A 26074-nucleotide genomic window follows, 5' to 3' on the forward strand; every position below is an offset into this window, starting at 1 on the left:
GGCATCCGATCGACCGGATGCCCCGCCCGACTCAGAACAGCGTGCTCAGGTCGGCGATGACGCGCGGGATGGCGTTCATCTGGACCTGGGCGAGCACGATCACGAGCACGTAGCACGCGAGCGTGACGACCACGATCCAGCCGAGGCCCACCGCACCCACGCGCCGCACGCGCTCGCCACCTCCGAACACGCCCTCGCGGAGGTTGCGGAAGGTCACCGCGAGGAACGTCGGGATGGTGACCGCCCACGTGAGCATGCACCAGGGGCACAGGACGTCGAGCACGTAGATGCTCTGCGCGATGAGCCACGCGACGAGCACCAGCGCGCCGGTCACGCCGACGTTGAGCCCGACCCAGAACCAGCGGTCGAACCGGGCGCGCGCGAGCAGCGCCATCCCGATCGTGATCACGACCGGCCATGCCATGAGTCCGATGAACGGGTTGGGGAAGCCGAAGATCGCTCCCTGCTGGGACGCCAGGTTGGTGCTGCACCCGACGAGCACGCCCACGTTGCAGCCCGGCTCGTAGCTCGGGTCGGAGAGCGTGAGGATCTTCTCGATGGACAGCTCGAAGGCTGCGAGGAGCCCGAGTGCGCCCGCGATCACGAGGAAGACAGCGAACGCGAGCGGCCGCGCCGTGCTGGGGGAGTCGGGCATGATCCGTATTCTGGCACGCCGATTCCGCGCAGGGCTGGGAGACCGTGCGATAATCGGATGAGTCGTCCGGGCCGCGCCCGGTGCGACGCCAACGAGGGCTTTGAGGATGCACCGCATCCCATCCGCGGAGCAACCGCGAGATTTGGCGTCACCGGCACCCGCCGGGCGCAGCAGTGAAGGATTGGCGATCCCGCCGCACGGCAGCGGATCGCTCTGAGGAGTACGGGCGAGATGGCGCGGCCATCGGTCCCGGCGTAGGAGTGCACCAGAGATGGTGGAAGACAACGGAACACCGCCGAACGCATCCGAGCACGAGGCGCCGCGCCGTCGCGCGGGACTCTTCGGGTCGCGGCGCAGCGGTCGTCGCGCACAGGTCGTGCCGCGAGAGGGCGGCGCCGTCGAGGCGACCGCCGAGCCGACGATGACCGATGAGGCGGGCCGGGCGCCCGACGAGGGCGCCGACGCCGCGGTGCTCGACTCGGCGGCGCCCGACGCGCAGGTCGCCGACACCGCTGCGAGCGCCGTGGACGTGCCGGCCGAGACCGCCGAGTCGCCGGCCGACGGCACCGACGCCGACGCCGAGTCCCAGGGAGAGTCTCCGGCGGATGCCGCCGAGGAGCTCCTCGCGACCGAATCGCCGATCCCTGCCGTGCTCTCCACCACCTCGCTGATCTTCCACGCGCCGCCGGTGTTCGTTCCGCCGACCGAGGAGCGCGAGGAGCGCGACGGAGGCTCCGGCGAGGGCTCGAGTGTGCGCCGCCGCGCCCGGCGTCGCAGCGGCGAGGAGTCGCGCAGTGCGGGCGACGAGCCCGCGAACACCGTCGTCAAGGTCCGCAAGCCGCGCGAGCCCGAGCTCATCACCGAGCCGCAGAAGGTCAAGGGCTCGACCCGCCTCGAGGCCAAGAAGCAGCGCCGCCGCGACGGCCGCGACGCCGGCCGCCGACGCGCCGTCATCACCGAGGCCGAGTTCCTCGCCCGTCGAGAGTCGGTCGACCGCCAGATGGTCGTCCGCCAGAAGGGTGGACGGATCCAGATCGGCGTCATGGAGGACGGCGTGCTCGTCGAGCACTACGTCGCCCGCAACCAGGACGCGTCGCTCATCGGGAACGTCTACCTCGGTCGCGTTCAGAACGTGCTGCCCAGCATGGAAGCCGCGTTCGTCGACATCGGGCGCGGCCGCAACGCGGTGCTGTACTCCGGCGAGGTCGACTGGGATGCGGCGGCCGAGAACGGCGAGAAGAACCAGCCCCGCCGCATCGAGCTCGCCCTCAAGCCGGGCGACCGCGTGCTCGTCCAGGTCACGAAGGACCCGGTCGGCCACAAGGGCGCGCGGCTCACGAGCCAGATCTCGCTGCCCGGCCGCTACCTCGTCTACGTGCCGAACGGCTCGATGAACGGCATCAGCCGCAAGCTTCCCGACACCGAGCGTGCGCGCCTCAAGAAGATCCTCAAGGAGGTGCTCCCCGAGAACCAGGGCGTCATCGTCCGCACCGCGGCCGAGGGCGCCACCGAGGAGCAGCTCACGCGCGACGTCAACCGGCTCATCGCCCAGTGGGCCGACATCTCGACCACCATCGAGAAGGTGCAGGCGCCGGCGCTGCTGCACTCCGAGCCCGACCTGCTGATCAAGATCGTCCGCGACGTCTTCAACGAGGACTTCCAGAAGATGATCATCGCCGGCGACGAGGCGCGACGCACGATCGAGAAGTACCTCGGACAGGTCGCCCCCGACCTGCTCGAGCGGGTCGAGGCGTACTCGGGCGAGCGCGACGCGTTCGACGAGTTCCGCATCACCGAGCAGATCGAGAAGGCGCTCGAGCGCAAGGTCTGGCTGCCGTCGGGCGGTTCGCTCATCATCGACCGGACCGAGGCGATGACCGTCATCGACGTCAACACCGGCAAGTTCGTCGGTTCGGGCGGCAACCTCGAGGAGACGGTCACCAAGAACAACCTCGAGGCCGCTGAGGAGATCGTGCGCCAACTGCGGTTGCGCGACATCGGCGGCATCATCGTCGTCGACTTCATCGACATGGTGCTCGAGTCGAACCGCGACCTCGTCCTGCGGCGGCTCGTGGAGTGCCTGTCGCGCGACCGCACCAAGCACCAGGTGGCCGAGGTCACTTCGCTCGGCCTCGTGCAGATGACCCGCAAGAAGCTCGGCCTCGGGCTGCTCGAGTCGTTCAGCGAGCCGTGCGAGGTGTGCGCGGGCCGCGGCATCATCGTGCATCACGAGCCGATCGCCAAGCACCGCGCGCCGCAGCAGCAGGTCGAGCGTCGGCGCAACCGCGGCGGCGGCGGCGGAGGCGGCGGCAACGGGTCCGGGTCCTCCGCTCCCGCGACCGACAAGGCGCACGCGGGTACGCACGCCATCACCGAGGACGTCAAGCACGCGCTCGCGCAGATCGCGGCCTCGACGGTCGCGCACCCCGAGCAGCGGCCGGCCGCGACCCCGGCCTCGACCGAATCCGAGTCCGCGAACGAGCCCGCCGAGGCGATCGAGCCGACCGTTGCGCCCGCCGAGGCCTCCGACCAGCCGTCGGAGTCGTCGGGCGGTCGTCGACGCGGCCGCCGGCGCGCCTCGCGCGGTTCGGGCGGCGATCGCAGCACGGGCGGAGTTGCCGAGGCGCCGTCGGTGCAGCCTGTCGCCGACGCGTCCGAGCCCGTCGCGGCCCCCGCCGAGCCGGTCCAGAAGGACGACCGAGGTGAGCGAGCCGAACAGCCGGCGCCGATCATCGACCTGCCCGACGCTCCGGTCCGACGCGAGCGGCCCGCGCGCGTCGCCGAGGCCGGGACGCTGCTCGACTCCGTGCTCGACGCGTTGCCTGCGCCGAAGGCTGCGGGGGAGGGGCGCGCGCGATCGCGCGGCCGTCGTGTCTCGACCGCGGCGCTGAGCCCGGCCGGTGCGCCGCCGGTGATCACGCGTCCCGACGGTACGCCCGGTTCAGGCGCCGAGTGACCGGCGTTCGCGGGGCCTGACCCGCAGTCCGCTCGCCGCGAGCCGCCGCACGAGCTCGCGCGGCGGCACGGGTTCGGCGCCCGCGGCGACCAGGTCGTCGTAGCGCTCGGCGGGGACGTCGTAGTGGTCGAGGTCGAATCCGCGGCGGGGGATCCCATTGCGGTCGGCGAACTCGCGCAACTCCTCGATCGACGCATCGCTGACCAGGTGCGACCACACCGTGCCGTGCTTCGGCCAGAGCGGCGGATCGATGAGTATCAAGTGAGCACCTCGCGTGTCGTCATGGGAGACTCCGCTGAACGCGGCGGGGTGACTTGCTCGCATCCGCGGCGAACGCGACGGCGGAGGGTCGCCAGAGCAGCCAGACCGCCGGAACGAGGAGGGCGAGGGCGGCCAGGAGATATCCGTACCCCATCACCAGACCGACGAACTCACCGACAGCGACCACGAGCAGGTAGAGCCGAGGCCACTGCGATCCTCGCCAAGCGGCCCACGCGGCCAGCATGAGCGTGATTCCGAGTGCCGCGAGAACGAAGACCGCAGTGAGAAGATCGGGCGCGATCAGGGGCCAGACGCCGAAGACGGACATCGCCAAGATTGGGATGAGGAACAGGCCGCCGTTCATGATCAACAGGGCCGTGGCCCACGTCGTCATGGCGGGTCGCACCGCAGGATCGATGAGCACGGCCATGCGGCGAGTGTACGCCGCGAAGCGAGCGACATCCGCTCGGACTGCCGCGACACGCGGCCGGGCCCCGTTTGACCGCCCCAAGGGCATCCGGTAGACTCGACCGCTGGTGCCACCGTCTTATCCCGGTGTGCCCGCACAGTTTTCTGGCAGTGACGACCCTCCTTCCCGCTGGGGTCATCCGCGCAGTGACATCCCATCAAGTTGACGGAGCCCAGAGGCTCCCCGGAGATAGGTACGAGAAGTGGTTTACGCAGTAGTGCGCGCCGGCGGCCGGCAGGAGAAGGTCGAGGTCGGCACCATCGTGACGATGGACCGGATCAAGGCCGACAAGGACGGCAACGTCCAGCTCACCCCGGTCCTCCTCGTGGACGGCGACAAGATCACCTCCGACGCGAAGTCGCTCGCCAAGGTCACGGTCACGGCCGAGGTCCTCGGCGACCTCCGCGGCCCGAAGATCGTGATCCAGAAGTTCAAGAACAAGACCGGCTACAAGAAGCGCCAGGGCCACCGTCAGGAGCTCACGCGCGTCAAGATCACCGGCATCAAGTAACGGCCAGAGGAGACAGGGACAATGGCACACAAGAAGGGTGCGAGCTCCACTCGCAACGGTCGTGACTCGAACGCCAAGCGCCTCGGCGTGAAGCGCTTCGGCGGCCAGGTCGTCTCCGCGGGCGAGATCCTCGTCCGCCAGCGCGGCACGCACTTCCACCCCGGTGCGGGTGTGGGTCGCGGCGGCGACGACACGCTGTTCGCCCTCGAGGCCGGCGCGGTCGAGTTCGGCAACAAGGGCGGCCGCAAGGTCGTGAACATCGTCGCGGTCGACGCGTAGTCGTCGGTCGGTTTCGTGAGGGCGGGCTTCGGCTCGCCCTCACGTGTTTCCAGAGAGGAGTGACGCGGCCATGGTGAGCTTCGTCGACCAGGTGCGGCTCTTCGTGCGCGCCGGCCACGGCGGCAACGGCTGCGTGTCGGTGCGCCGCGAGAAGTTCAAGCCGCTCGCCGGTCCCGACGGCGGCAACGGCGGAGACGGCGGCGACATCGTCCTCGTCGCCGACCCCCAGGTCACCACGCTCCTCTCGTACCACGGGCGACCGCACCGGTCGTCCGAGAACGGGCAGCCCGGCATGGGCGACAACCGTTCGGGCGCGACCGGCGAGGACCTCGAACTCCCCGTGCCCGTCGGCACGGTCGTGAAGGACGCCGACGGCGCCGAGCTGGCCGACCTCACCGAGCCGGGCATGCGCTTCGTCATCGCGCCCGGCGGCCAGGGAGGGCTCGGCAACGCCGCGCTGTCGTCGCCGAAGCGCAAGGCGCCCGGCTTCGCGCTGCTCGGCACGCCCGGTTTCGAGGGCGAGGTCACCCTCGAGCTGAAGACCATCGCGGATGTCGCGCTCGTCGGCTTCCCGTCGGCCGGCAAGTCCAGCCTCATCGCCGCCATGTCCGCGGCCCGGCCGAAGATCGCCGACTACCCCTTCACCACGCTGCATCCGAACCTCGGCGTCGTGCAGGCCGGCGACCACCGTTTCACCGTCGCCGACGTGCCCGGACTCATCGAGGGTGCGAGCGAGGGCAAGGGCCTGGGCCTCGAGTTCCTCCGCCACGTCGAGCGCTGCTCGGCGCTGCTGCACGTGCTGGACTGCGCCACGCTCGAGCCCGGGCGCGACCCGATCAGCGACCTCGACGTGATCCTCGCCGAGCTGGCCGCCTACGAGGTCCCCGAGGGACAGGTGCCGCTGCTCGAGCGTCCGCAGCTCGTCGCGCTGAACAAGATCGACGTGCCCGAGGCGCGCGAACTCGCCGACTTCGTCCGGCCCGAGCTCGAGTCCCGCGGGTACCGCGTGTTCGAGATCTCGACGGTCAGCCACGAGGGCCTCCGCCAGCTCGGCTTCGCGCTCGGCGAGGTCGTCGACGGCGCGCGGGCCGATGCCGCCGAGCAGGCGGCGGCCGCCCCGCGCATCGTGCTGCGTCCGAAGGCCGTGCGCGAGGTCGACTTCGTCGTGCGACCCGAGGGCGGCAGCTACGGCACGTTCTACCGCATCCTCGGCACCAAGCCCGAGCGGTGGGTCGCGCAGACCGACTTCCAGAACGACGAGGCCGTCGGCTACCTCGCCGACCGCCTGGCACGCCTCGGCGTCGAGGACGAGCTCGTCCGTGCCGGCGCCGTCGCCGGCTCGACCGTCGTCATCGGCCCCGGCGCCGGCGTCGTGTTCGACTGGGAGCCCACGCTGACCTCGACGGCCGAGCTCATCACGTCACCGCGCGGGTCCGACGTGCGCCTCGACGAGAACCGGCGCGCCACCAGGGCCGAGCGACGCAGCGGCTACCACGAGCGCATGGACGCCAAGGCCGAGGCCCGGGCCGAGCTCGACCGCGAGCGCGAGGCGGGCCTGTGGGCCGACGCGAATGAGACGGACGCTGGAATCGACGACGGCGATGGGAACATCGGCGAGGACGGGCGATGACGCGGGCGCGCCTGACGCGCGACTCGGTCGCGACCGCGCGACGGATCGTCGTCAAGGTCGGCTCCTCGTCGATCTCCGGAGAGAACGCCGACCAGATCGATCCGCTCGTCGATGCCCTCGTGACCGCCTACTCGCGCGGGGCCGAGGTGATCCTCGTGTCCTCGGGTGCCATCGCCACGGGCATGCCGTTCCTGCAGCTCGACGCGCGACCCGACGACCTCGCGACGCAGCAGGCCGCGGCATCCGTCGGGCAGAACGTCCTCATCTACCGCTACCAGAACTCGCTGCGCCGCTACGGCATCGTGGCCGGCCAGGTGCTGCTCACCGCGGGCGACCTCGAGAACGACACGCACCGGCTCAATGCGCAGCGCGCGATGGAACGGCTCCTCGGCCTGCGCATCCTGCCGATCGTCAACGAGAACGACACGGTCGCGACCCACGAGATCCGCTTCGGCGACAACGACCGGCTCGCCGCGATGGTGGCCGAGTTGGTCGATGCCGACCTGCTCGTCCTGCTCTCCGACGTGGACGCCCTCTACACGCGCCCCCCGCACCTCGAGGGGGCCGAGCGAATCTCGAGGGTGCCGTTCGGCGACGAACTGTCGGGCGTCGAGATCGGCTCGATCGGGCGCGCCGGCGTCGGCACGGGAGGCGCCGAGACCAAGGTCTCCGCGGCCCGCATCGCCGCGGCATCCGGTACCGGCGTGCTCGTCACGGCGACCTCGCTCGTCTCGGAGGCCCTGGGCGGCGAGGCGATCGGCACCTGGTTCGAACCCGCGAGCTGACGTCACACGGGCGCGCGGGTGACGCCCGCGAACTAGGCTTGGCAGTATGACCGACGTCCGTTCCGATCCTGCCGCCGACTTCATGGCGAGCCTCGCGTCCGAGCTCGACGAGCGGCTCTCCGCCGCCAAGGACGCCTCGCGCCGTCTGGCGCGGGCGACCACCGCCGAGAAGGATGCCGCGCTGCAGGCGATCAGCGATCGGCTCCGCGCCCGCGTCGACGACATCGTGGCCGCGAACGCACTCGACCTCGAGGCGGGCCGCGATGCAGGCCTCGCGACCGGACTGCTCGACCGACTCACGCTCGACGAACGCCGCATCGGCGCGATCGCCGATGCCGTGCTCGACGTCGTCTCGCTGACCGACCCGATCGGGGAGACGGTCAGCGGCCGCACGCTGCCCAACGGCGTGCGGATCGAGCAGGTGCGCGTCCCGCTCGGCGTCGTCGGCGCGATCTACGAGGCGCGGCCCAACGTCACGGTCGACATCGCCGCCCTCGCTCTCAAGAGCGGCAACGCCGTCGCGCTCCGCGGCGGCTCGGCCGCCGAACGCACCAACGCGGTGCTCGTCGAGGTGCTGCGCGAGGCCATCACGAGCGCCGGCCTGCCGGGCGACGCGGTCCAGACCGTCGACGACTACGGTCGCGACGGTGCACGGCATCTCATGCGGGCCCGCGACTTCATCGACGTGCTGATCCCTCGGGGCAGTGCGGCGCTCATCCGCGCGGTCGTCGACGAGGCGACGGTTCCCGTCATCGAGACGGGGGCCGGCGTCGTGCACATGTTCCTCGATGCCAGCGCGCGAGAGGACTGGTCGATCGACCTCGTGCACAACGCGAAGGTGCAGCGTCCGAGCGTCTGCAACGCCCTCGAGACGCTGCTCGTGCACGCCGACGCCGCCGAGCGGTTGCTGCCGCCGGTGCTCGCGAAGCTGGAGGCCTCGGGCGTGACCGTGCACGGGGACGATCGCGTGCGTGCGCTGCATCCGTCGGCCGTGCCCACGACCGACGAGGACTGGGCCACCGAGCACATGAGCCTCGACCTCTCGGTCGGCGTCGTCGACTCGCTCGACGATGCGCTCGCGCACATCCGCCGCTACTCGACCCGGCACACGGAGTCGATCGTCACCAACGACCTCGGCAACGCCGAGCGCTTCCTCGAGGAGGTCGACGCGGCGGCCGTCATGGTCAACGCGTCGACCCGGTTCACCGACGGCGCCGAGTTCGGCTTCGGCGCCGAAGTGGGCATCTCGACGCAGAAGCTCCACGCGCGCGGGCCGATGGGGCTGCCCGAGCTGACCAGCACCAAGTGGATCGTCAGAGGGGCCGGTCACGTGCGCGCCTGACGCGGAACGGCCTGCGCCTCCCCGCTAGACTGTCCTGAGCGTTACCCCGCGATCCCCGCGCGAACCGAAGGAGCGGCGAATGAGCCTTGCGACAGTGCTGACCAGCACGGTGCTGACCGAGACCGTGCACGCGAGGGAGCTCCCGATGGAGCCCTTCGCCTACGGCCTCATCGCGATCGCCCTCTTCGCCGTGCTCGGCGGCGTCGCATACTCCTACCGCGATGTCGCGAACCGCCATCGCGCGAAGGCCGCGGCCTACGCCGCTCGCCACGGCGGAGTGGAGCCCGGCGGTCACTGAGGCTGACGAGCCCGTCGTGAGCACGCAGGTGCGCCGACCACGCATCGGCGTGATGGGCGGCACGTTCGACCCCATCCACCACGGCCACCTCGTGGCGGCCAGCGAGGTCGCCCAGTCGTTCGGCCTCGACGAGGTGATCTTCGTCCCCACCGGCCGTCCGTACTACAAGGAGGTCGTGACCCCGGCCGAGCATCGCTACCTCATGACCGTGATCGCCACGGCCTCGAATCCGAGCTTCACCGTGAGCCGGGTCGACATCGACCGCGAGAAGCCGACCTACACGATCGACACGCTCCGCGACATCCGGGCCGAACGCCCCGAGGCCGACCTCTTCTTCATCTCGGGGGCGGACGCCATCGCACAGATCCTCTCCTGGAAGGACGTCGAGGAGCTCTGGTCGCTCGCCCATTTCGTGGCTGTGAGTCGACCGGGACACGTGTTGTCCATTTCGGGTCTGCCTGAGCAGGACGTAAGCTTGCTGGAGGTTCCGGCGCTGGCGATCTCGTCGACGGATTGCCGGGACCGAGTGCACCGGGGCTTCCCGGTGTGGTACCTGGTGCCTGACGGGGTCGTCCAGTACATCTCCAAGCACCACCTCTATCGGAGTGTCGAATGACGTCGTCGCAGGAACCGCCGCTCACGCGCCGCGAGATTCGCGAGCGCGAGCGGCTGATCGAGCAGCAGAAGGCTGCCACGGCGTCCCAGCAGCCCGAGGCCGCCGGACCGCCCCAGCAGCCGACTCCGCCGTCGTACCCGGCGACTCCGCAGCAGTACGCGCCGCCGCGTGTGCCGCAGCCCGCCGGCGGGCCGCAGGGCGGGCCCGGCAGGGGAGCACCCGGTGGCGGAACGCCCCAACCGCAGCGACCGGCCGAGCCGCGTCAGGCTCCGCCGCCCGGCCGCCAGCCGCAGCAGTGGTCGGATGCCCCGACGCGCGGTCCGCAGGGCGGCGCTCCCGGCCCCGCGCCTGCCGGGCAGCCGCGTGACGCGTACACGTCCGGTTCGATGCCCCTGCCCCGTGATGCGCACACCTCTGGTTCGATGCCGGTGCCGCAGGGCGATCCGCGCGCGCAGGGCCAGCAGCGTCCGCCGCAGGGGGCCGCGCCGCGCCCTCCGCAGGGCCCGCCCCGAAGCGCGCCCGCGCAGCAGACCACACCCGAACGCACGCTCACGCGGCGTGAGCTCCGAGCCATGCTCGATGCCCACTCGGGCGACGGCTTCGACGCCGACGAGTTCGACGACGCACCGCAGCGACCCGCGCCGCAGCCGCAGCGCGCCCCCGGCGGACCGCAGCGGCCACCCCAGGGGGCGCCCGAGCAGCGGCGGCCCGCTGCTCAGCCGCCGGCGGCGCAGCGCCATCCGCACCAGCCGGCACCGGGTCGCGCGCCGGCGCCGCACACCACCGTCGACGCGGGGCTCGATGAGCCGGTCGTCGCCCCCAAGCCCGTCGGCCACTGGACCTCCCAGCTGAACCTGCCCGACGAGCGCGTCGAGCCCTACGACCAGCTGCTCTCACGGGGCGGCTCGCCGCGAGGTGTCCCCACGACGACCAACGCGCTGATCCTGCCGACGCTGCCCGACCAGGGTGCGCTCGGAACCCCCTTGGCTCCGAGCGGCGAGATCATCGTCACCGGTTCGATCGACCTGCCGCGCAGCTACGGCTCGACGGGTGTGCACCCCAGCCAGATCGACTCGAGCGAGGTCGACCGGATGTTCGACACCAGCGTCGAGGACGTGGCCGGACCCGGAGTCGCGCCCGTGGCCGCCACCCGCGCGATCAGCACGCAGGTTCCGAGCAAGGCGATGATGGCGCCGCCCTCGAAGGAGGGCATGAACGTGCCGCTCGTGCTCGCGGTCACCGCCGGAGTCCTGGCGCTCGGCGTCGTCGCGACGCTCGTCGTCGGTGCCGTCGCGGGCCTCTTCTGACCGTCATGACCGTTTCCCGGAAGTCGAGGACATGACCGCATCCGACCACGCACACCGCCTGCTCACCGCCGCCGCTCGCGCCGCGGATGCCAAGGGAGGTGAGGACCTGGTCGCACTGGATGTGTCCGAGCCGCTTCCGTTCACCGACGTGTTCCTGCTCGTCAGCGGCAACTCCGAGCGCAACGTGGTCGCGATCGCCGACGCCGTCGTGGAGTCGGTGCGCGACTCGGGGGCCGAGGTGCTGCGCCGCGAGGGTCGCGACGCCGGCCGTTGGGCGCTGCTCGATTTCGGGGACCTCGTCGTGCACGTCTTCCATCGCGAGGAGCGCATGTACTACGGTCTCGAACGGCTCTGGCGCGACTGCCCCGCCATCCCCGTCACGCCCCTCATCGAGCGCGACGAATCGTCGGCCGGCTCGAACCCGGGGGCGTCCGGGTGAGGTCGCCTCGATTTCATTTCCCCCCGACGGCTGGTGTAGGCTGAATCCGTTGCCCCGAGCGGGGCGGCACATCTCACACGGGTCTGTGGCGCAGCTGGTAGCGCACCTGCATGGCATGCAGGGGGTCAGGGGTTCGAGTCCCCTCAGATCCACCGAAGAACGCGGTGCTCATCGAGCACCGCGTTCCGTGTTTCTCGAGCTCGCCGCGCGTCGGCCTCACGCCGCATGCAGGGAATCGGCGCGGCGGACGCGCGTGACCGCATCGGGCGCCGCGGTGAATCGGCCGGTGCGGCCGTCGGTGGTCACGTACTGGACACGGATGCCACGGCCGATGCGTGCGAGCTTCGTGACGTCGTACGCATCGCCCGTCGCGCTGACCAGCGTGTCGCCCACGGCGAGCTCCCTGGTCTGCTTCAACTCGACGATCTCCATAGTGAGAGCATCTCAGTACCCACCGACATCCGATCCGCGAGCGAGCGTCGCCAACTCGGCCGCCAGCCACTCCGGCGACGTCCACGGCACGACGTGGTGGTCGCCCTGCACCGTGAGCAACCGCGCCTCGCCGGGGGCAGCCTCCACCAATCGCACGCACCAGTCGGCGCGCGCGATGGGATCGTGGCGGCCCCGCACGACGATCGCCGGAACCGGGCACTCCCGCATCCGTTCCAGCGTCGGATAGCGCATCATCTCCCGCAGCACGGCGACGTACCAGCGGATGCCGCCGCGGACGTAGTCGCGGAGGACGAGGGCGTTCACGGGCAACGGTTCGCCGAACGTGTCACGTGCCAGATCGACGGCCTGGCGGGGAACCGTCCGGCGCGCGTCGTCGACCACCGGACCGACCATCACGAGCGTCCGCACCCCCTTCGGCCGGAGCCGGGCGAGCTCGAGCACCACCTGCGTGCCCATCGAGTGTCCGGTCGCGACGATCGGCCAGGCATCGAGTCGGTCCACGACCTCGGCGAGGTCCGCCGCATACTCCTCGATCGGCACCGCCCTCCTCGGGCGCTCGGTCGAGCCGAAGCCCGCGAGGTCCACGTTCAGGCACCGGATGCCGGCCGGCAGCCGATGCTGCACGGGATCGAGCGAGGCGTGCGTCATCCCGATGCCGTGCACGAGGAGGATGGTCGCCGCCCCGTCGGTGGAGGACCGCCCCGAGACGTGGACGCGGTACTGGCGACCCGCCACGCACTCGTCGTGCTCGCTGGTCTCGAGGGTGCGTTCCGACACGGCATCGAACGTAGTCGCCGGCGAGGTCCCGGGGGAGGCCTTGCGCTCGGCGCGCTTCCTTGACCGACCCCCGAACGCGGCACAGAATGAGGGGACGATCCGACACAAGGGGTTCCGCCACATGAGCGACACGACCGCCCGCACCTCCGATCCCGTCTCCGACGTCCGCTACGGCGACACCGCGGTGTTCGGCAGCGCTCCCGAGCCCGACAGGGTCGCCGAGCCGCGACCCGAACCCGCCGGACGCAACCCGAAGCCCTGGGGTCGCGACCTGCGATTCATGCTCGTCGTGATCGTCGCGATCGCGGCGCTGTTCCTTGCGTTCGCGCTCGTCGTCGCGTTCACGCCCAACGCCGCGGGTGTCAGCGCGCTCGCGGTCGTCGCCGCTCCCATCGCGACGATGGTCGCCGCGTACTACGGCATCTCGCTCGCCCTTCGACAGGTCGGCGACGCGCGCCGTGCGGCCGACGCAGCGGAGGCGCGTGCCCGCGCCGCCGAGACGACCGCGCGCGAGTCCGACGCCTGGGCCGCTCAGATGGAATCCGGCCTGCGCGTCGCCGTCGCCAAGCTCGCCGCCGCTCGCATCGAGACGCGCGATGTCGAGCGCGCCGCCGGAACCCCCGACGACTTCTTCTGATCCGGCCGGAGCCCGGAAACGGTCGAGGCGCACCCATGGCGGGTGCGCCTCGACCGTGTCGCGGATCTCAGAGATCCGCGAGCAACGAGATCGGCCGCTCGATGCACCGCGCGACGTAGGTGAGGAACGCGGCCGCCTCGGCGCCGTCGCAGACGCGATGATCGAACGAGATCGTCAGCTCGGTCACGGTGCGCACGGCGAGCTGCCCGTCGACCACCCAGGGTCGTTCGACGAGCCGCCCGATGCCGAGCATGGCGGCTTCCGGGTGGTTGATGATCGCCGCGGAGCCGTCGACGCCCAGCGTGCCGTAGTTGTTCAGCGTGAAGGTGCCCTTCGTCAGCGCGTCCGGCGGGAACGCGCCGGTGGTCGCCTGCTCGGTGCGTGCCTGCACGGCGTCGCGCAACTCGCGCAGCGACATCCGCTCGGCGCCGTGGACGACCGGCACGAGCAGCCCGCGAGGGGTCTGCGCCGCGAGGCCGAGGTTGATCGCCGAGTGCAGCACCAGCTCGTTGCGGTCGGCGTCGAAGCTCGCATTCAGCGACGGATGGCGCTTCAGCCCAGCGACCACGAAGCGCGCCACGAGCGCCGTCATGCCGAAGCGCTCGCCCGTGGCGTCTTGGAGCTGACGCCGGGCGGTCAGCAGCTCGGTCGCGTCCACGTCCATCCAGACCGTCGCCTCGGGGATCTCGCGGCGCGACCGGGTGAAGTGCGCTGCGGCGGCCCGAGCCGTCCGATCGAGCGGAACGCGATGGTCGCCGGCCCCGGTCGGAACCGGCGTCGGGCTCGGCGTGGGTGCGACGGATGGTGCCGCCCCGGCGTGGGCGGCCGTGACGCCGGTGTGCGTGCCGGCGCGGGCCGCCTCGAGCTCCTGGATGAAGGCCTCGACATCGCCGCGCGTCACGAGGCCGTCAGGACCCGAGCCGAGCAGCTCGGTCGCGTCGAAGCCGTGCTCCCGCGCGAGTCGACGGACGATCGGCGACACCACGGGGGAGTGGCGGTCGTGGTCGAGGGCCGCGCGCGGGTCGTCGGCGTCGGAGCCCGGTTCGCTCGTCGAGTCGGCGGGCACCGCGGCCGGCGCCGGTGACGGCGTCGATTCGTCGGACGACGGACCGGTCGGGCGCCGGCTGCCGAATCGCGACGGCGCCGACGCCGAGCGCGCGGTCGCCGCGCTCGGGCGCGTGCCGTACCCGATCAGCACCGCGCCGGACTCCTCTGTCGCCGCCTCGGTGGGCACGGCCACGCCGGGCTCGGCCGGGACGGGCTGCTGGGCCGCGGCGCCGTCCGCCGTCTCCTCGACCGCGGTGTCCGACTCGGCGCCGGCACCGACCGGCGTCAGCCGCATCAGCACGGCGCCGGCGTGCAGCACCTGGCCGACCTCGCCGCCGAGGGACTCGACGACGCCCGCGAACGGCGTCGGCAGCTGCACCACGGACTTCGCGGACTCGAGCTCGACGACCGGCTGGTCGACGCTCACCTCGTCGCCGGGCTGCACGAGCCACGCGACGACCTCGGCCTCGGTCAGGCCCTCGCCGAGGTCGGGCAGGATGAACTCGCGCGCGCTCATGCCAGGTCCCATTCCCACGAGGCGAGCGCGTCCAGGACGCGATCGGGTGTCGGCAGGTGGTGCTCCTCGAGCTTCGGCGACGGGAACGGGATGTCCCACCCCGTGATGCGCAGGATCGGCGCGGCGAGGTGGAAGAAGTTGCGCTCGGTCAGTCGGGCAGCGACCTCGGCGCCGTAGCCGCCGAACTGCGCCGCCTCGTGGATGACCGCCGCGCGCGAGGTCTTCCGCACCGACACGCCGACCGTCTCGTCGTCGAACGGCGACAGGCTCCGCAGGTCGACGACCTCGATCGAGAGCCCCTCGGCCTCGGCGGCGGCCGCCGCGTCGAGCGCGGTCCGAACGGTGGGGCCGTACCCGATGAGCGTCACGTCGGTTCCCTCGCGCACGACCTCGGCTCGGTCCATGGGCGCGGTGCGGACGGGCAGCTCGAGGTTCGCCTTCGACCAGTAGCGGCTCTTCGGCTCCATGAACACGACCGGGTCGTCGCTCTCGATGGCCTCGCGCAGCATCGAGTACGCGTCGGCGGGGTTCGACGGCATCACCACGGTGAGGCCGGGGGTCGCGGTCCAGTACGCCTCGGAGGAGTCGGAGTGGTGCTCGACGCCGCCGATCGCACCGGCGCATGGGATGCGGATGACCATGGGCAGCGCGACGCGGCCCTTCGTCCGGTTCCGCATCTTCGCCACGTGCGACACGATCTGCTCGAAGGCGGGATAGCTGAACGCGTCGAACTGCATCTCGACGACGGGACGCAGGCCGTACATGGCCATGCCGACCGCGGTGCCGATGATGCCCGACTCCGCGAGGGGCGAGTCCCACACGCGTTCGTCGCCGAAGCGTGCCTGCAGGCCGTCGGTCACGCGGAACACGCCGCCGAGCGGGCCGACGTCCTCGCCGTACAGCACGACGCGGTCGTCGGCCTCCATCGCGTCGCGCAGCGCGGCGTTGAGCGCGCCCGCCATGGTCAGGGGCTGAGGGGCGGATGCCGCGGCATCCGCCGCACGTTCGGTCGCCGTCGCGCTCATCGGGCGGTCACCTCCGCGCCGATGCCGCGCGCGGCGAGTTCTGCCTCGAGCGCGGCGCGCTGCTCGGCGAGCGACGCGCGCGGGTTCGCGTAGACGTGATCGAACAGCTCCAGCGGATCCAGCTCGGGCTCCTCGCTCATCGCCTCGCGTGTGCGGGCGGCGAGGTCCTCGGCGGCCTCGCCGATCTCCTTGCGAAGCGCATCGGTGAGCGCGCCCTCGGAGACGAGGTACTTCTCGAGTCGCTCGATCGGGTCGCGGCGCTTCCAGTGCTCGACGTCGCGCTGCTGCCGGTACCGGGTGGGGTCGTCGGAGTTGGTGTGCGACTCGATGCGGTACGTCAGTCCCTCGATGAGGGTGGGGCCGCCGCCGGAACGGGCGCGTTCGACCGCCGCCTCGGCGACGGCGTACATGGCCGCGATGTCGTTGCCGTCGACGTGATAGCCGGGCATGCCGTAGCCCACGGCCTTGTCCGCGAGCGTCGCGGCGCGGGTCTGCCGTGCGAGCGGCGTGCTGATCGCGAACTGGTTGTTCTGCACGAGGAACACGGTCGGGGCCTGCCAGACGGCCGCGAAGTTGAACGCCTCGTGCGCGTCGCCTTCGCTCGTGGCCCCGTCGCCCAGGAACGTCAGTGCGACGATCGGATCGCGGCGCAGACGCGCGGCGTGGGCGAGGCCGACGGCGTGGAGCGCCTGCGTCGCGAGCGGCGTCGCCATCGACGCGGTGCGGTGCTCGTGCTGGTCCCAGCCGTTGTGCCAGTCACCTCGGAAGGACTTCAGGATCTCGCCGGGCGCGAGTCCGCGGGTCAGCAGTGCGATGCTGTCGCGATAGGTCGGGAAGAACCAGTCATCGGCGGTGATGGCCGAGATCACGCCGATCTCGCAGGCCTCCTGGCCGTACGCCGACGGGTACGTCGCGAGTCGCCCCTGCTTGGTGAGCGCGGTCACCTGCACGTCGAACCGCCGGGCGATCACCATGCGCCGGTAGAGCTCCAGCAACGTCTCGACGGCCGGAAGCGCGAAGCCGCCGGTCTCGCGGCCGTGGAGGGCGTGCCCCGCATTGTCGAGCAGTCGCAACGGCTTCTCGGAGGGCAGGACGCGGGTGTCGTGATGCTCGACGTTGAGGCTCATACGGCCATGGTGCGACAGTCTGAGCCCCCTCGCTCGGGGTACGCGAGAACCGTGAACGAACGGCACGGCGACGGCCGAACAGGTGCCGATCGTCCGCCGAGCGTCGGCTCAGGCGCGCCAGATGTCCAGCGACTGCGCGGGCGGTCGACCGTCGATCTCGGCGAGGATCAGGTGCGACCGTGTGGAGACGACGCCGGGCATGTCGTGGATGTCTCGGAGGATGGCCTGGCTCAGCTGCTCGTGGTCGGGCGCGCTCACCGTGAGGATGATGTCGATGTCGCCGGACACGGCCTGCACCTTCTCGACGAACGGGAGGGTCGCGAGCTTCGCCGCGATCTCCTCCCACGACACGTCGCCGATGCGGACGACGACGAGCGCGGAGATGTTCAGCCCGATCGCCTTGCGGTCGATCTGCGCGCCGAATCCCGTGATGACGCCGCGCTGCTGCAGCGCGAGCACGCGGTTGTGCGCGGCGGTGCGCGAGATGTGCACCCGCTCGGCCAGCGTGCGGACCGAGAGCCGACCGTCGCGGCTGAGCTCGGCGACGATGCGTCGATCGATCGCGTCGAGCGGTTCTCCGCGGTTCGGTGCGTGCTGGGTCATCCTCGTCCTTGCAGGTCACTCTCAGCGTAGCGGCTGCCCTGCCGCCCGCGCGGGAGAGGGGCCGCCTCGGGACGTCGGGCCGGCCTCGTCGGCACGGGAGGGCATGTCGGGCAGCGCGACCGGACGTAGACTCGTCCGATGCGTCGCCCCACCCCCTCGCTGGTCGCCGTGGCCCTCGTCGCAGCGACGACGCTGGTGGCGTGCGCGGGGCCGACGGCCGCACCGGCTCCCACTCCCGCGGCATCCGCGTCGGCGTCGCCGTCGCCGGCGCCGACACCCGCGACGGCCGCCGAGTGGGCCGCGGAGCGCGTGTCATCGATGACGGATGAGGAGAAGGCGGCCTCCCTGCTCATGCTGCACGCGCCGGGCACCGAGGCCGGCCCGATGCTCGCACTGCTCGAGGAGGGTATCGCCGGCGTCATCCTCATGGGCGACAACATCGCCGCCGACCAGGCCGCGACGGCCGCGCTCGCGGGCGCCCTGCAGACCGACCCCGAGGCGGCGACGCTCGTCGGCATCGACCAGGAGGGCGGGATCGTGAGCCGGATCGACTGGGATCCAGCGCCGTCGCCCATGGAACTCCGCGGACTTCCGGCGGCGGCCGTGCAGGACGCCTTCGCCGCACGGGCCGGCGCACTCGCGGCATCCGGTGCCAACGTGAACTTCGGCATCGTCGCCGACGTCACGGCCGACCCCGCATCGTTCATCTTCGAGCGCGTGCTCGGCACTGACGCCACGGCGTCGGCCGAGCGCGTGGCGGCCGCCGTCACCGGCGAACGCGGCGCGGTCGCGAGCACGCTCAAGCACTTCCCGGGCCACGGGGCGGCCCCCGGCGACTCCCACACGTCGGTGCCGAGTGCGCCGCTCACACTCGAGCAGTGGCGGGCCGATGCGGCGCGGCCGTTCGCCGCCGGCATCGACGCCGGCACCGAGCTGGTCATGACCGGCCACCTGGCCTACCCCTCAGTGGATGCCGCGCCCGCGTCGCTCTCGCCCGAGTGGCACCGCATCCTGCGGGAGGAGCTCGGGTTCGACGGCGTCGTCGTCACCGACGACATGCTCATGCTCCAGCACAACGAGCTGCCCGAGTTCGCGGACCCGAACGAGAACGCGGTCAGGGCGATCGCGGCGGGCGGGGACCTGCTCCTCTACGTGCTGCCGGCCGACCCGTCGGAGTTCGGCATCAGCGTGGACGGGCTGGCGGGCGCGATCGCCGGTGCGGTCGCGTCCGGAAGGATCCCGGAGGATCGACTCGATGACGCCGCCACGCGGGTCCTCGAGCTCCGTCGCGAGATCGCGCTCGCGAGTCGGGAATAGAACCGCTCGCTCCATGCGTTTGCATTGACTGTGGCCACTCGGCCGCCAACGCAGACACACGGGAGACACCGCATGACGACGACCGCGACGACGATCGAGATCCCCGGCTACCGCGCCGGCACCTGGAAGATCGACCCCACGCACAGCGAGGTGGGCTTCAGCATCCGCCACCTGATGATCAGCAAGGTGAAGGGCAAGTTCGAGCGCTTCGACGCCACCTTCGTGACCGCCGAGGACCCGCTGGAGTCCAGCGTGACCGCGTCGGCCGAGGTCGCCTCGATCACCACGAACGAGCCCAACCGCGATGCGCACCTTCGCACGGGCGACTTCTTCGCGGCGGACCAGTTCCCGACGATCGACTTCGTCTCGACCGGCGTTCGCGTCGAGAACGGCGAGTTCAAGGTTGACGGCGACCTGACCATGCGCGGCGTCACCAAGCCCGTCACGTTCGACTTCGACTTCGGCGGCTTCGGCGGCGACCCCTACGGCAACTACAAGGGCGGCGCCACGGCCAAGGCCGTCGTGAACCGCGAGGACTTCGGCCTCACCTACAACGCGGCCCTCGAGACCGGCGGCGTGCTCCTCGGCGAGCAGGTCACGATCACCCTCGAGCTGCAGGCGGCGCTCGTCCAGGCGTGACCTCGGCGTGAGACGTCCCGACGGGCGGTCCGGCTTCGGCCGGGCCGCCCGTCGGCATTGATGCGAGCGGATGGGGCGCCCGCCCGGTCAGGCCCGGTGCACGCGCTCGTCGATCCCCGTGAGCGCGACACCTGCGAACCGCGCCCACGCGCGGAGGGGGCGGTCGAAGCGCGCCGACGCACCCGACGGCATGGACCGGAACCATCGCAGTTCGGCCCGCGGCCTGGCAGCGGTGCCCGCGCGCGCCCACGTGCCGACGACCCGTCCGTCGAGCACCAGCAGCGGCTGGAACACGCCGTTTCGGCCGGGGACGACGAGGTCGGCGAATTCGGGCTCGCACACGGCCGACCGGTCGGCGTAGCCGAGGAAGTACTCGTCGAACCCCGCGAGCGCGAGCGCACCGTGCGGCCGCGTGGCTGCCTCATCCGTCGCCCCGGCGCCGATGAACCGGTCGCCACCACCCGGGAACGGCTCGATCCGATCGCCGGCTGTCGAGTGCGCTGTGCGCGCGTCGGCGAGCGTGAGGCCGGTCCACCAGGCGAAGTCGGCGACGGTCGCCGGGCCGTGTCCGCCGATGTAGGCGGCGAACAGCTCGCCGAGCACGTCGTCGCGCTCGGTCGGCGAATCGGCCGGCGCCGGCGCCCACTCGTCGAGCAGGGCGAAGTGCTGGACACGCCCGTCGACCGGGCCGCCGCACAGCACGGCATCCTGCGCGAGCCACCAGATGAGGTGGTACAGGCGCTGGCCCGGCGTCTCGAGGCCCGCCGCCGCCCACATCGCGCCGAGCTGCTCTCGCGTCGCAGTCGACCCGCCGGCGAGCTCGCGTTCGACGGTCGTGCGCGCGGTGCGGTACTCGGCCGGGCCGAGCTCGAGTTGCCGGTGGCGGAGCTTCGCCTGGGCGAGCACGCGCGGACCGGTGATCGAGAGCAGCGGTCGCAGCATCCGCGTCGGGAGCAGGTGGAGCGTGCCGCGCATCGGCCAGGAGCGCACGATGCGTCGCGACTCGATCGCGGCGTCGACCGCCTGGACCGTGGGATGCGACATCCGGCTGCCGATCGCCCATTTCGAGGCCGCCAGGTCTTGCGCCTGCATCGCACCGAGGCGCTCGACGACGGTGACGGCGTCGTCGGCGCGATCGCGGAAGCCGTGCGCGGCGAGCCGTGCCGCGCGCAGCGCGGGGGAGGACGCCGTCGCCATCACGCCAGTCTGCCGTGCGCCGCCGACACGAGCCATCCGCCGCCCGACGCTAGACTGGAGGGCTGTGCCGCTCGGCACGTCATCCCAACGCCGCTCGACCGGAGGTCATCGTGCTCGCCGTCCAGGACCTGGAGATCCGCGTGGGCGCGCGCCTGCTCATGGAGGGCGTGAACTTCCGCGTGTCCGACGGCGACAAGATCGGCCTCGTCGGCCGCAACGGCGCGGGCAAGACGACGCTGACCAAGACGCTGGCCGGCGAGACGCTCCCCACCTCGGGCCGCATCGACCGCTCGGGCGAGATCGGCTATCTGCCGCAGGATCCGCGCTCGGGCGACCCCGAGATGCTCGCGCGCACGCGCGTCCTCGACGCGCGCGGGCTCGGCTCGCTCGTGCTCGGCATGCGCGAGGCGTCCGAGCTCATGGGATCCAGTGACCCGGATGTCGCGGCGAAGGCGATGAAGCGCTACGGCAACCTCACCGATCGCTTCCAGGCGCTCGGCGGCTATGCGGCCGAGGCCGAGGCGGCGTCGATCGCGTCGAACCTCAACCTGCCCGACCGCATCCTCGACCAGCCGCTGAAGACCCTGTCGGGCGGCCAGCGCCGACGCATCGAGCTCGCGCGCATCCTGTTCTCCGACGCCGACACGATGATCCTCGACGAGCCGACGAACCACCTCGACGCCGACTCGGTCGTGTGGCTGCGCGAGTTCCTGAAGGCCTACAAGGGCGGCGTGATCGTCATCAGCCACGACGTCGAGCTCGTCGGCGAGGTCGTGAACCGCGTGTTCTACCTCGACGCGAACCGGTCGATGATCGACATCTACAACATGGGCTGGAAGCACTACCTGCGCCAGCGCGCCGCCGACGAGGAGCGACGCAAGAAGGAGCGCGTCAACGCCGAGAAGAAGGCCGACGCGCTGCGACAGCAGGCCGCGAAGTTCGGCGCCAAGGCGACCAAGGCCGCGGCCGCCCACCAGATGGTCGCGCGCGCCGAGAAGTTGCTGGCGGGCCTCGAGGAGGTGCGCCAGGTCGACCGGGTCGCGAAGCTCCGCTTCCCGACCCCGGCGCCGTGCGGTCGCACGCCGCTCAGCGCTGAAGACCTGTCCAAGAGCTACGGCTCGCTCGAGATCTTCGCGGCCGTCGACCTCGCGATCGACCGCGGCTCGAAGGTCGTCATCATCGGCCTGAACGGCGCGGGCAAGACGACGCTGCTGCGCATCCTCGCGGGCGTCGACCGGCCCGACACGGGTGCCGTCGAGGCGGGGCACGGCCTGCGGGTCGGCTACTACGCGCAGGAGCACGAGACGCTGGATGTCGCGCGCACCGTGCTGCAGAACATGGTCAGCGCCTCACCGAACCTCACCGAGACAGAGGCGCGCAAGGTGCTCGGCTCGTTCCTGTTCACCGGCGACGACGTGCACAAGCCCGCCGGTGTCCTCTCCGGCGGCGAGAAGACCCGGCTCGCGCTGGCGATGATCGTCGTCTCCGGCGCGAACGTGCTGCTGCTCGACGAGCCGACGAACAACCTCGACCCGGCGTCGCGCGGCGAGATCCTCGACGCGCTCGCCCACTACGAGGGTGCGGTCGTGCTCGTCTCGCACGACCCCGGCGCGGTCGAGGCGCTGAACCCCGAGCGCGTGCTGATCATGCCCGACGGCGTCGAGGACCACTGGAGTCGCGAGTACCAGGAGCTCATCGAGCTGGCATAACGTCATCTCGACATCGCCGGTACGGCGGGTTCGTGCCAGCCGACCCGCAGATACTCCGGACTCGAACGTCAGCGGCGGTCGAGGATCTCGTCCTCGACGTCGGCGTCGCTGCGCGCGCGTGCAGGTCGTGCGGGTCGTGCGGGCGTGCGTTGTTCGGCCGGATGTCGCGGTGCACCGGCCCGCTCGGCGGCATCCGTCGACAGCGCCTTGCGTTCCTGGTTCGCGAACCACCCGAGCGCGATGAACGCGAGCAGCGCGAAGACGAACCACTGGAGTGCGTACGACAGGTGAGGGCCTTCGTCACGGACCGGGCGGGGGAGCGCGAGCGGCGGCTCGGCCGCGTCGTCGCCCGACTGGACCAGGATGCCGTATGCGCCGGTGTACGACGGTTCGCCCACGCGCTCGGCCAGCTCGTCGAGGTCGATCGTCGCCATCTCGGACCCGGAGGACGTGCGGCCCGCGATTCGCGCCTCGCCCGCCTTGAGTCGTGCGGTGACCGACACCTCGCCCTCGGGTGCGGACGGCACCTCGGAGGGCCGGCCGTCGGAGTCCTGCGCGATCCATCCGCGATCGACCATGAAGACCGTGCCATCCGTCAGCCGCAGGGGCGTGATGACCTCGAAGCCCGTGCTGCCCTCGAACGGGCGATTGCGGACGACGACCTCCTCGGCGTGCAGGTACTCGCCGGTCAGGGCGACGACCTGCCAGCGCTGGTCGATGTCGAACGCCGCGGGGTCGGGCAGCGCCTCGGCGACGGGCACGGGTTCGGCATCGTAGTTCGCGTCGATCCTGGCCACCTCGGCCAAAGCCTCGGCGCGTCGGTTGAACTGCCACGTGCCGAGCGCGGAGCAGGCGATCGCGAAGACGATCACGAGCGCGAGATAGCCGGCCCACCGCGGAGCCGCGAGGAAGCGCCAGTCGCTCATGCGCCGTCACCGCCCGCCGCCGGCACGTCTCCGAGCGGCGCCGGTGCCGCGGCATCCGGAGCCGCCGCATCGAAGGCCGACACCCGCACGGGGAACGACCGTGCCGCGAGGAACTCGCGGAGAAAGTCGACGTGCTCGTCGCACGCCAGCCAGGTCTTCACGCGGTCGCTGCCGTGGATCTTCGGGTTGCGCCAGTCGATGCGCCACGTCGCCGACTCGCGGCATCCCGCGCGTGAGCAGCCGCCCTTGGGGGCGGCGCCGAGTGAGCCGATCACCGTTCGGCCTCCGGGCGGTCATCACGGTCGTCACGGCGCTGGTCGGCGTCGGCCGGCCGGTCGCCGTCGGCGGGCGCATCCGCGGCCTGCTCGTCGGTCGTCGAGGTTCCGGTCGAGTCCGGCGACGACCAGGCGCCGGACTGCCCGAGGGGCACGATCCCGCCGGGGCGCTCGACGTCCTGGGACGGCTTCGTCGTCGCGACGTTCGCGACCACCACCGCGAAGTAGGGCAGGAAGATCGCGCCGGCCGCGAAGACGAGGATCCACCATCCCTGCGCGAAGAGCAGCGCGAAGATGCAGGCCACGCGGATGCCCATCATGATCGTGTACTTGATCATGCGCGCTCGGCGCTCCTCCTCGGGGGATGGAGGCAGCGACGTGATCGACTGCAGGGGCTGGTGCTTCATGCTGGTCGCCGTGGCCTGCGGCGCTCCTCTCCCTCAAGCCTACGACCGCTGCGGCGAGCCGATGCCCCGGATTCGGCAACCTCTATGCTGGGACGGGCCTTCGGGCCATGACGAGCATCCCTGGAGAGAGACGGAGTCCGCCATGACGACGAGCCGCACCGTGCTGGTGACCGGAGGCAACCGCGGCATCGGCTACGCCATCGCCCAGGAGTTCGTCGCGCAGGGACACCGCGTCGCGGTCACGGCACGCTCCGGCGAAGGCCCCGAGGGCACGCTCACCGTCCGCGCCGACGTGACCGATGCCGCGTCGATCGATCGTGCCTTCACCGAGGTCGAGGCCCAGCTCGGGCCCGTCGAGGTGGTCGTGGCCAACGCCGGGATCACGCGCGACACCTTGCTCATGCGCATGGGCGAGGACGAGTTCGCGAGCGTCGTCGACACGAACCTCACCGGGGCGTTCCGCGTGGTCAAGCGCGCGTCCAAGGGCATGCTCAAGGCACGCTTCGGCCGCATCGTGCTGATCTCGAGCGTCGTCGGCCTGTTCGGCGGCGCGGGTCAGGTCAACTACTCGTCCTCGAAGGCCGGCCTCGTCGGCATGGCCCGCTCGATCACGCGCGAACTCGGCGCCCGCGGCATCACCGCGAACGTCGTCGCACCCGGCTTCATCGAAACCGACATGACCGATGCGCTTCCCGAGGCCCAGCAGGCCGAGTACCGGAAGAGCATCCCGGCCGGGCGGTTCGCGACGCCCGACGAGGTCGCGAAGGTCGTGGCCTGGCTCGCGGGCGACGACGCCGGCTACATCTCGGGCGCGGTGATCCCGGTCGACGGCGGCCTCGGGATGGGGCACTAGCCCCGCGACCGGCCGGCCGCTCAGCGGTCGACGCGGACCACCGAGTACTCGGTGTCGGGTGTCGGCGGTGTGCCGAAGCGCGCGTTGGGCAGGAACAGGTCGTTGCCGAACCGGGCGACCGTCGTCGGCACCTGGAAGTCCGGATCGGTGATCTGGTCCACCACCGTGCCGCTCGTCCCGTCGGGTGAGAGCTGGACGACAGCGACGGTGTTGAGCTGATTCTGCACCACGTAGAGCGTGCGGCCCACGACCAGCAGCCCGTCGCCCGCGGCGAGCATCGCGCCGCCGAGGTCGACCGCCGTCGCCTCGCCGGTCGTCGGATCGACGCGGAAGAGCGTCGCCGTCGACGACTGGATGACCAGCAGCGCCTGGTGGTCGGGCGTCTCGGCGATTCCGTTCGCGTTGAATCCGCCCGACTGGTCCCAGTCGCCCGTGAGCGGCAGCGTCACGATCTCGGATTCGTCCGGGAGCGCGCCCGCGGGACCGAGCGGGAGGAAGTACAACTCGGCCGCGAAGCTGTTGGTGAACCACGCACCGTCATTCGTGAGCACGACATCGTTGATGAAGGCGGGGCCTGTCGTGAGTTGATAGGTCTGCAGCACGTCACCGGTCGCGGCGTCGACCACCCGCGCTTCGCCGGTGGGGCCGCCCGCGATGAACAACCGACCGCGCTGGTCGACCTTCAGTCCCACTGACGGCGTACCGGGCCCCTGGAGCGTCGTGATCTCCTCACCCGTTCGCACGTCGAAGACGAAGATGTCGCCGTCGGCCAGCGAGCCGACGTATCCCGTGCCACCCGGCGCGATCGCGATGCCCTCGGGCTGGAAGCCGTTCGGAAGCGGGATCACCTCGGGTTCGCCGGGCGGAGCCTGCGGAACGGCCAGGGCCACATGCGTGCCCGAGACGGCGAGGAGTGCGCCCAACGCGGCGGCGGCGAATGCGCGTGCGATGATGCGACCGGACATGGCCACATGCTACGACCGGCTCGGAGATGCCGTGGAGCTTCGGAGCAAGCTC

The 26074-nt window shown here is 71.4% G+C and carries 29 protein-coding genes and 1 tRNA gene; 16 read left to right on the plus strand and 14 right to left on the minus strand.

All coding sequences use genetic code 11. The features are described from left to right. Window positions 1–31: 31 nt before the first annotated feature. Window positions 32–655 (minus strand): vitamin K epoxide reductase family protein, encoded by a 624-nt coding sequence (locus BLT99_RS05485; RefSeq protein WP_092669951.1) that lies wholly within the window; start codon window positions 653–655, stop codon window positions 32–34. Window positions 656–926: 271 nt separating this feature from the next. Between BLT99_RS05485 and BLT99_RS05490 the strand changes: the two genes are divergently transcribed. Continuing rightward, on the plus strand, window positions 927–3611 hold the full coding sequence (locus BLT99_RS05490; RefSeq protein WP_092669953.1) for an Rne/Rng family ribonuclease: 2685 nt from the start codon (window positions 927–929) through the stop codon (window positions 3609–3611). On the opposite strand, the gene BLT99_RS05495 is transcribed toward BLT99_RS05490, so the two are convergent. Then, the gene (locus BLT99_RS05495; RefSeq protein WP_229724637.1) at window positions 3597–3872 is read right to left on the minus strand and encodes a DUF4031 domain-containing protein; all 276 of its coding nucleotides are present in this window, start codon (window positions 3870–3872) and stop codon (window positions 3597–3599) included. The genes BLT99_RS05490 and BLT99_RS05495 overlap by 15 nt on opposite strands. A gap of 19 nt (window positions 3873–3891) precedes the next feature. Then, window positions 3892–4302 carry a hypothetical protein gene (locus tag BLT99_RS05500; RefSeq protein ID WP_092669957.1) on the minus strand — a complete coding sequence of 137 codons (411 nt, stop codon included), beginning with the start codon at window positions 4300–4302 and terminating at the stop codon, window positions 3892–3894. 241 nt (window positions 4303–4543) lie between these two features. On the opposite strand from BLT99_RS05500, the gene rplU reads away from it, so the two are divergent. The 10 genes from rplU (at window position 4544) to BLT99_RS05550 (ending at window position 11700) form a co-directional block, all read left to right on the plus strand. After that, complete coding sequence (rplU, locus tag BLT99_RS05505; protein ID WP_092669959.1) at window positions 4544–4852, plus strand: 50S ribosomal protein L21; 309 nt, start codon at window positions 4544–4546, stop codon at window positions 4850–4852. Between the two features lie 21 nt (window positions 4853–4873). Further along, window positions 4874–5131 carry a 50S ribosomal protein L27 gene (rpmA, locus tag BLT99_RS05510; protein ID WP_092669961.1) on the plus strand — a complete coding sequence of 86 codons (258 nt, stop codon included), beginning with the start codon at window positions 4874–4876 and terminating at the stop codon, window positions 5129–5131. A gap of 70 nt (window positions 5132–5201) precedes the next feature. Continuing rightward, complete coding sequence (gene obgE, locus BLT99_RS05515; RefSeq protein ID WP_092669963.1) at window positions 5202–6761, plus strand: GTPase ObgE; 1560 nt, start codon at window positions 5202–5204, stop codon at window positions 6759–6761. Continuing rightward, window positions 6758–7546 carry a glutamate 5-kinase gene (gene proB / locus BLT99_RS05520; protein ID WP_092669965.1) on the plus strand — a complete coding sequence of 263 codons (789 nt, stop codon included), beginning with the start codon at window positions 6758–6760 and terminating at the stop codon, window positions 7544–7546. Before obgE ends, proB begins: the two co-directional genes overlap by 4 nt. Before the next feature lie 46 nt (window positions 7547–7592). After that, a complete protein-coding gene (locus BLT99_RS05525) occupies window positions 7593–8888 on the plus strand; it encodes a glutamate-5-semialdehyde dehydrogenase (RefSeq protein WP_092669967.1) in 1296 nt (431 codons plus the stop codon). Window positions 8889–8967: 79 nt separating this feature from the next. Continuing rightward, window positions 8968–9186, plus strand: a complete 219-nt coding sequence (locus tag BLT99_RS05530) for a hypothetical protein (RefSeq protein WP_092669969.1) — start codon at window positions 8968–8970, stop codon at window positions 9184–9186. Between the two features lie 16 nt (window positions 9187–9202). Continuing rightward, on the plus strand, window positions 9203–9802 hold the full coding sequence (gene nadD / locus BLT99_RS05535; RefSeq protein WP_268238581.1) for a nicotinate-nucleotide adenylyltransferase: 600 nt from the start codon (window positions 9203–9205) through the stop codon (window positions 9800–9802). After that, window positions 9799–11109: a hypothetical protein gene (locus BLT99_RS05540; RefSeq protein ID WP_092669974.1), complete on the plus strand. Its 1311-nt coding sequence runs from the start codon at window positions 9799–9801 to the stop codon at window positions 11107–11109. Before nadD ends, BLT99_RS05540 begins: the two co-directional genes overlap by 4 nt. A 31-nt stretch (window positions 11110–11140) precedes the next feature. Continuing rightward, a complete protein-coding gene (gene rsfS, locus BLT99_RS05545) occupies window positions 11141–11548 on the plus strand; it encodes a ribosome silencing factor (RefSeq protein ID WP_092669976.1) in 408 nt (135 codons plus the stop codon). A 79-nt stretch (window positions 11549–11627) separates the two neighbouring features. Further along, window positions 11628–11700: transfer RNA gene (locus BLT99_RS05550), tRNA-Ala, on the plus strand. A 64-nt stretch (window positions 11701–11764) separates the two neighbouring features. Here BLT99_RS05550 and BLT99_RS05555 read toward each other — a convergent pair. Together BLT99_RS05555 and BLT99_RS05560 are read right to left on the minus strand one after the other, a co-directional pair. Continuing rightward, window positions 11765–11980, minus strand: coding sequence for a hypothetical protein (locus tag BLT99_RS05555; RefSeq protein ID WP_092669978.1), 216 nt, complete (start codon window positions 11978–11980; stop codon window positions 11765–11767). Between the two features lie 12 nt (window positions 11981–11992). Next, on the minus strand, window positions 11993–12778 hold the full coding sequence (locus tag BLT99_RS05560) for an alpha/beta fold hydrolase (RefSeq protein ID WP_157674938.1): 786 nt from the start codon (window positions 12776–12778) through the stop codon (window positions 11993–11995). Window positions 12779–12899: 121 nt separating this feature from the next. Here BLT99_RS05560 and BLT99_RS05565 point away from each other — a divergent pair, with 121 nt between their 5' ends. After that, the gene (locus BLT99_RS05565) at window positions 12900–13415 is read left to right on the plus strand and encodes a hypothetical protein (protein WP_092669982.1); all 516 of its coding nucleotides are present in this window, start codon (window positions 12900–12902) and stop codon (window positions 13413–13415) included. Between the two features lie 67 nt (window positions 13416–13482). Here BLT99_RS05565 and BLT99_RS05570 read toward each other — a convergent pair whose 3' ends face one another. From BLT99_RS05570 to BLT99_RS05585, 4 genes are all read right to left on the minus strand, one after another. Then, window positions 13483–14979 (minus strand): dihydrolipoamide acetyltransferase family protein, encoded by a 1497-nt coding sequence (locus BLT99_RS05570; protein ID WP_092669984.1) that lies wholly within the window; start codon window positions 14977–14979, stop codon window positions 13483–13485. Next, complete coding sequence (locus BLT99_RS05575) at window positions 14976–16004, minus strand: alpha-ketoacid dehydrogenase subunit beta (RefSeq protein WP_092669986.1); 1029 nt, start codon at window positions 16002–16004, stop codon at window positions 14976–14978. Before BLT99_RS05575 ends, BLT99_RS05570 begins: the two co-directional genes overlap by 4 nt. Continuing rightward, on the minus strand, window positions 16001–17131 hold the full coding sequence (pdhA, locus tag BLT99_RS05580; protein WP_092669988.1) for a pyruvate dehydrogenase (acetyl-transferring) E1 component subunit alpha: 1131 nt from the start codon (window positions 17129–17131) through the stop codon (window positions 16001–16003). The genes BLT99_RS05575 and pdhA overlap by 4 nt, the downstream gene beginning before the upstream one ends. Window positions 17132–17239: 108 nt before the next feature. Further along, a complete protein-coding gene (locus tag BLT99_RS05585; RefSeq protein ID WP_092669990.1) occupies window positions 17240–17734 on the minus strand; it encodes an Lrp/AsnC family transcriptional regulator in 495 nt (164 codons plus the stop codon). Between the two features lie 138 nt (window positions 17735–17872). Between BLT99_RS05585 and BLT99_RS05590 the strand changes: the two genes are divergently transcribed. Continuing rightward, entirely contained in the window at window positions 17873–19051 is a 1179-nt protein-coding gene (locus tag BLT99_RS05590) for a glycoside hydrolase family 3 N-terminal domain-containing protein (protein WP_092669992.1), read from the plus strand. Window positions 19052–19123: 72 nt separating this feature from the next. Then, complete coding sequence (locus BLT99_RS05595) at window positions 19124–19690, plus strand: YceI family protein (protein ID WP_092669994.1); 567 nt, start codon at window positions 19124–19126, stop codon at window positions 19688–19690. Window positions 19691–19777: 87 nt separating this feature from the next. On the opposite strand, the gene BLT99_RS05600 is transcribed toward BLT99_RS05595, so the two are convergent. After that, on the minus strand, window positions 19778–20887 hold the full coding sequence (locus BLT99_RS05600; protein ID WP_157674939.1) for a winged helix DNA-binding domain-containing protein: 1110 nt from the start codon (window positions 20885–20887) through the stop codon (window positions 19778–19780). A gap of 110 nt (window positions 20888–20997) precedes the next feature. Here BLT99_RS05600 and BLT99_RS05605 point away from each other — a divergent pair, with 110 nt between their 5' ends. Continuing rightward, entirely contained in the window at window positions 20998–22596 is a 1599-nt protein-coding gene (locus BLT99_RS05605; protein WP_092669998.1) for an ABC-F family ATP-binding cassette domain-containing protein, read from the plus strand. Between the two features lie 68 nt (window positions 22597–22664). Here the strand turns inward: BLT99_RS05605 and BLT99_RS05610 are convergent, their stop codons facing one another. The 3 genes from BLT99_RS05610 to BLT99_RS05620 are packed head-to-tail and all read right to left on the minus strand — an operon-like array spanning window position 22665 to window position 24204. Continuing rightward, window positions 22665–23522 carry an SURF1 family cytochrome oxidase biogenesis protein gene (locus BLT99_RS05610; RefSeq protein WP_092670000.1) on the minus strand — a complete coding sequence of 286 codons (858 nt, stop codon included), beginning with the start codon at window positions 23520–23522 and terminating at the stop codon, window positions 22665–22667. Continuing rightward, complete coding sequence (locus BLT99_RS05615) at window positions 23519–23797, minus strand: hypothetical protein (protein WP_371874213.1); 279 nt, start codon at window positions 23795–23797, stop codon at window positions 23519–23521. The genes BLT99_RS05610 and BLT99_RS05615 overlap by 4 nt, the downstream gene beginning before the upstream one ends. Continuing rightward, window positions 23794–24204, minus strand: a complete 411-nt coding sequence (locus BLT99_RS05620; protein ID WP_092670002.1) for a DUF3099 domain-containing protein — start codon at window positions 24202–24204, stop codon at window positions 23794–23796. The genes BLT99_RS05615 and BLT99_RS05620 overlap by 4 nt, the downstream gene beginning before the upstream one ends. A 142-nt stretch (window positions 24205–24346) precedes the next feature. Between BLT99_RS05620 and BLT99_RS05625 the strand changes: the two genes are divergently transcribed. Beyond that, window positions 24347–25057, plus strand: coding sequence for a beta-ketoacyl-ACP reductase (locus BLT99_RS05625; protein WP_092670004.1), 711 nt, complete (start codon window positions 24347–24349; stop codon window positions 25055–25057). Window positions 25058–25077: 20 nt separating this feature from the next. Here the strand turns inward: BLT99_RS05625 and BLT99_RS05630 are convergent, their stop codons facing one another. Continuing rightward, a complete protein-coding gene (locus BLT99_RS05630) occupies window positions 25078–26022 on the minus strand; it encodes an SMP-30/gluconolactonase/LRE family protein (protein WP_092670006.1) in 945 nt (314 codons plus the stop codon). Window positions 26023–26074: the final 52 nt, after the last annotated feature.

The organism is Agromyces flavus (assembly GCF_900104685.1).
Lineage (GTDB): Bacteria > Actinomycetota > Actinomycetes > Actinomycetales > Microbacteriaceae > Agromyces > Agromyces flavus.

Bases quoted from the DNA above. Each gene is read 5' to 3' on its own strand.
- BLT99_RS05485 (WP_092669951.1), bottom strand. From the start codon at position 655: ATGCCCGACTCCCCCAGCACGGCGCGGCCGCTCGCGTTCGCTGTCTTC.
- BLT99_RS05490 (WP_092669953.1), top strand. From the start codon at position 927: ATGGTGGAAGACAACGGAACACCGCCGAACGCATCCGAGCACGAGGCG.
- BLT99_RS05500 (WP_092669957.1), bottom strand. From the start codon at position 4,302: ATGGCCGTGCTCATCGATCCTGCGGTGCGACCCGCCATGACGACGTGG.
- rpmA (WP_092669961.1), top strand. From the start codon at position 4,874: ATGGCACACAAGAAGGGTGCGAGCTCCACTCGCAACGGTCGTGACTCG.
- obgE (WP_092669963.1), top strand. From the start codon at position 5,202: ATGGTGAGCTTCGTCGACCAGGTGCGGCTCTTCGTGCGCGCCGGCCAC.
- proB (WP_092669965.1), top strand. From the start codon at position 6,758: ATGACGCGGGCGCGCCTGACGCGCGACTCGGTCGCGACCGCGCGACGG.
- BLT99_RS05525 (WP_092669967.1), top strand. From the start codon at position 7,593: ATGACCGACGTCCGTTCCGATCCTGCCGCCGACTTCATGGCGAGCCTC.
- BLT99_RS05530 (WP_092669969.1), top strand. From the start codon at position 8,968: ATGAGCCTTGCGACAGTGCTGACCAGCACGGTGCTGACCGAGACCGTG.
- BLT99_RS05540 (WP_092669974.1), top strand. From the start codon at position 9,799: ATGACGTCGTCGCAGGAACCGCCGCTCACGCGCCGCGAGATTCGCGAG.
- rsfS (WP_092669976.1), top strand. From the start codon at position 11,141: ATGACCGCATCCGACCACGCACACCGCCTGCTCACCGCCGCCGCTCGC.
- BLT99_RS05555 (WP_092669978.1), bottom strand. From the start codon at position 11,980: ATGGAGATCGTCGAGTTGAAGCAGACCAGGGAGCTCGCCGTGGGCGAC.
- BLT99_RS05565 (WP_092669982.1), top strand. From the start codon at position 12,900: ATGAGCGACACGACCGCCCGCACCTCCGATCCCGTCTCCGACGTCCGC.
- BLT99_RS05570 (WP_092669984.1), bottom strand. From the start codon at position 14,979: ATGAGCGCGCGCGAGTTCATCCTGCCCGACCTCGGCGAGGGCCTGACC.
- BLT99_RS05575 (WP_092669986.1), bottom strand. From the start codon at position 16,004: ATGAGCGCGACGGCGACCGAACGTGCGGCGGATGCCGCGGCATCCGCC.
- pdhA (WP_092669988.1), bottom strand. From the start codon at position 17,131: ATGAGCCTCAACGTCGAGCATCACGACACCCGCGTCCTGCCCTCCGAG.
- BLT99_RS05585 (WP_092669990.1), bottom strand. From the start codon at position 17,734: ATGACCCAGCACGCACCGAACCGCGGAGAACCGCTCGACGCGATCGAT.
- BLT99_RS05590 (WP_092669992.1), top strand. From the start codon at position 17,873: ATGCGTCGCCCCACCCCCTCGCTGGTCGCCGTGGCCCTCGTCGCAGCG.
- BLT99_RS05595 (WP_092669994.1), top strand. From the start codon at position 19,124: ATGACGACGACCGCGACGACGATCGAGATCCCCGGCTACCGCGCCGGC.
- BLT99_RS05600 (WP_157674939.1), bottom strand. From the start codon at position 20,887: ATGGCGACGGCGTCCTCCCCCGCGCTGCGCGCGGCACGGCTCGCCGCG.
- BLT99_RS05610 (WP_092670000.1), bottom strand. From the start codon at position 23,522: ATGAGCGACTGGCGCTTCCTCGCGGCTCCGCGGTGGGCCGGCTATCTC.
- BLT99_RS05620 (WP_092670002.1), bottom strand. From the start codon at position 24,204: ATGAAGCACCAGCCCCTGCAGTCGATCACGTCGCTGCCTCCATCCCCC.
- BLT99_RS05625 (WP_092670004.1), top strand. From the start codon at position 24,347: ATGACGACGAGCCGCACCGTGCTGGTGACCGGAGGCAACCGCGGCATC.
- BLT99_RS05630 (WP_092670006.1), bottom strand. From the start codon at position 26,022: ATGTCCGGTCGCATCATCGCACGCGCATTCGCCGCCGCCGCGTTGGGC.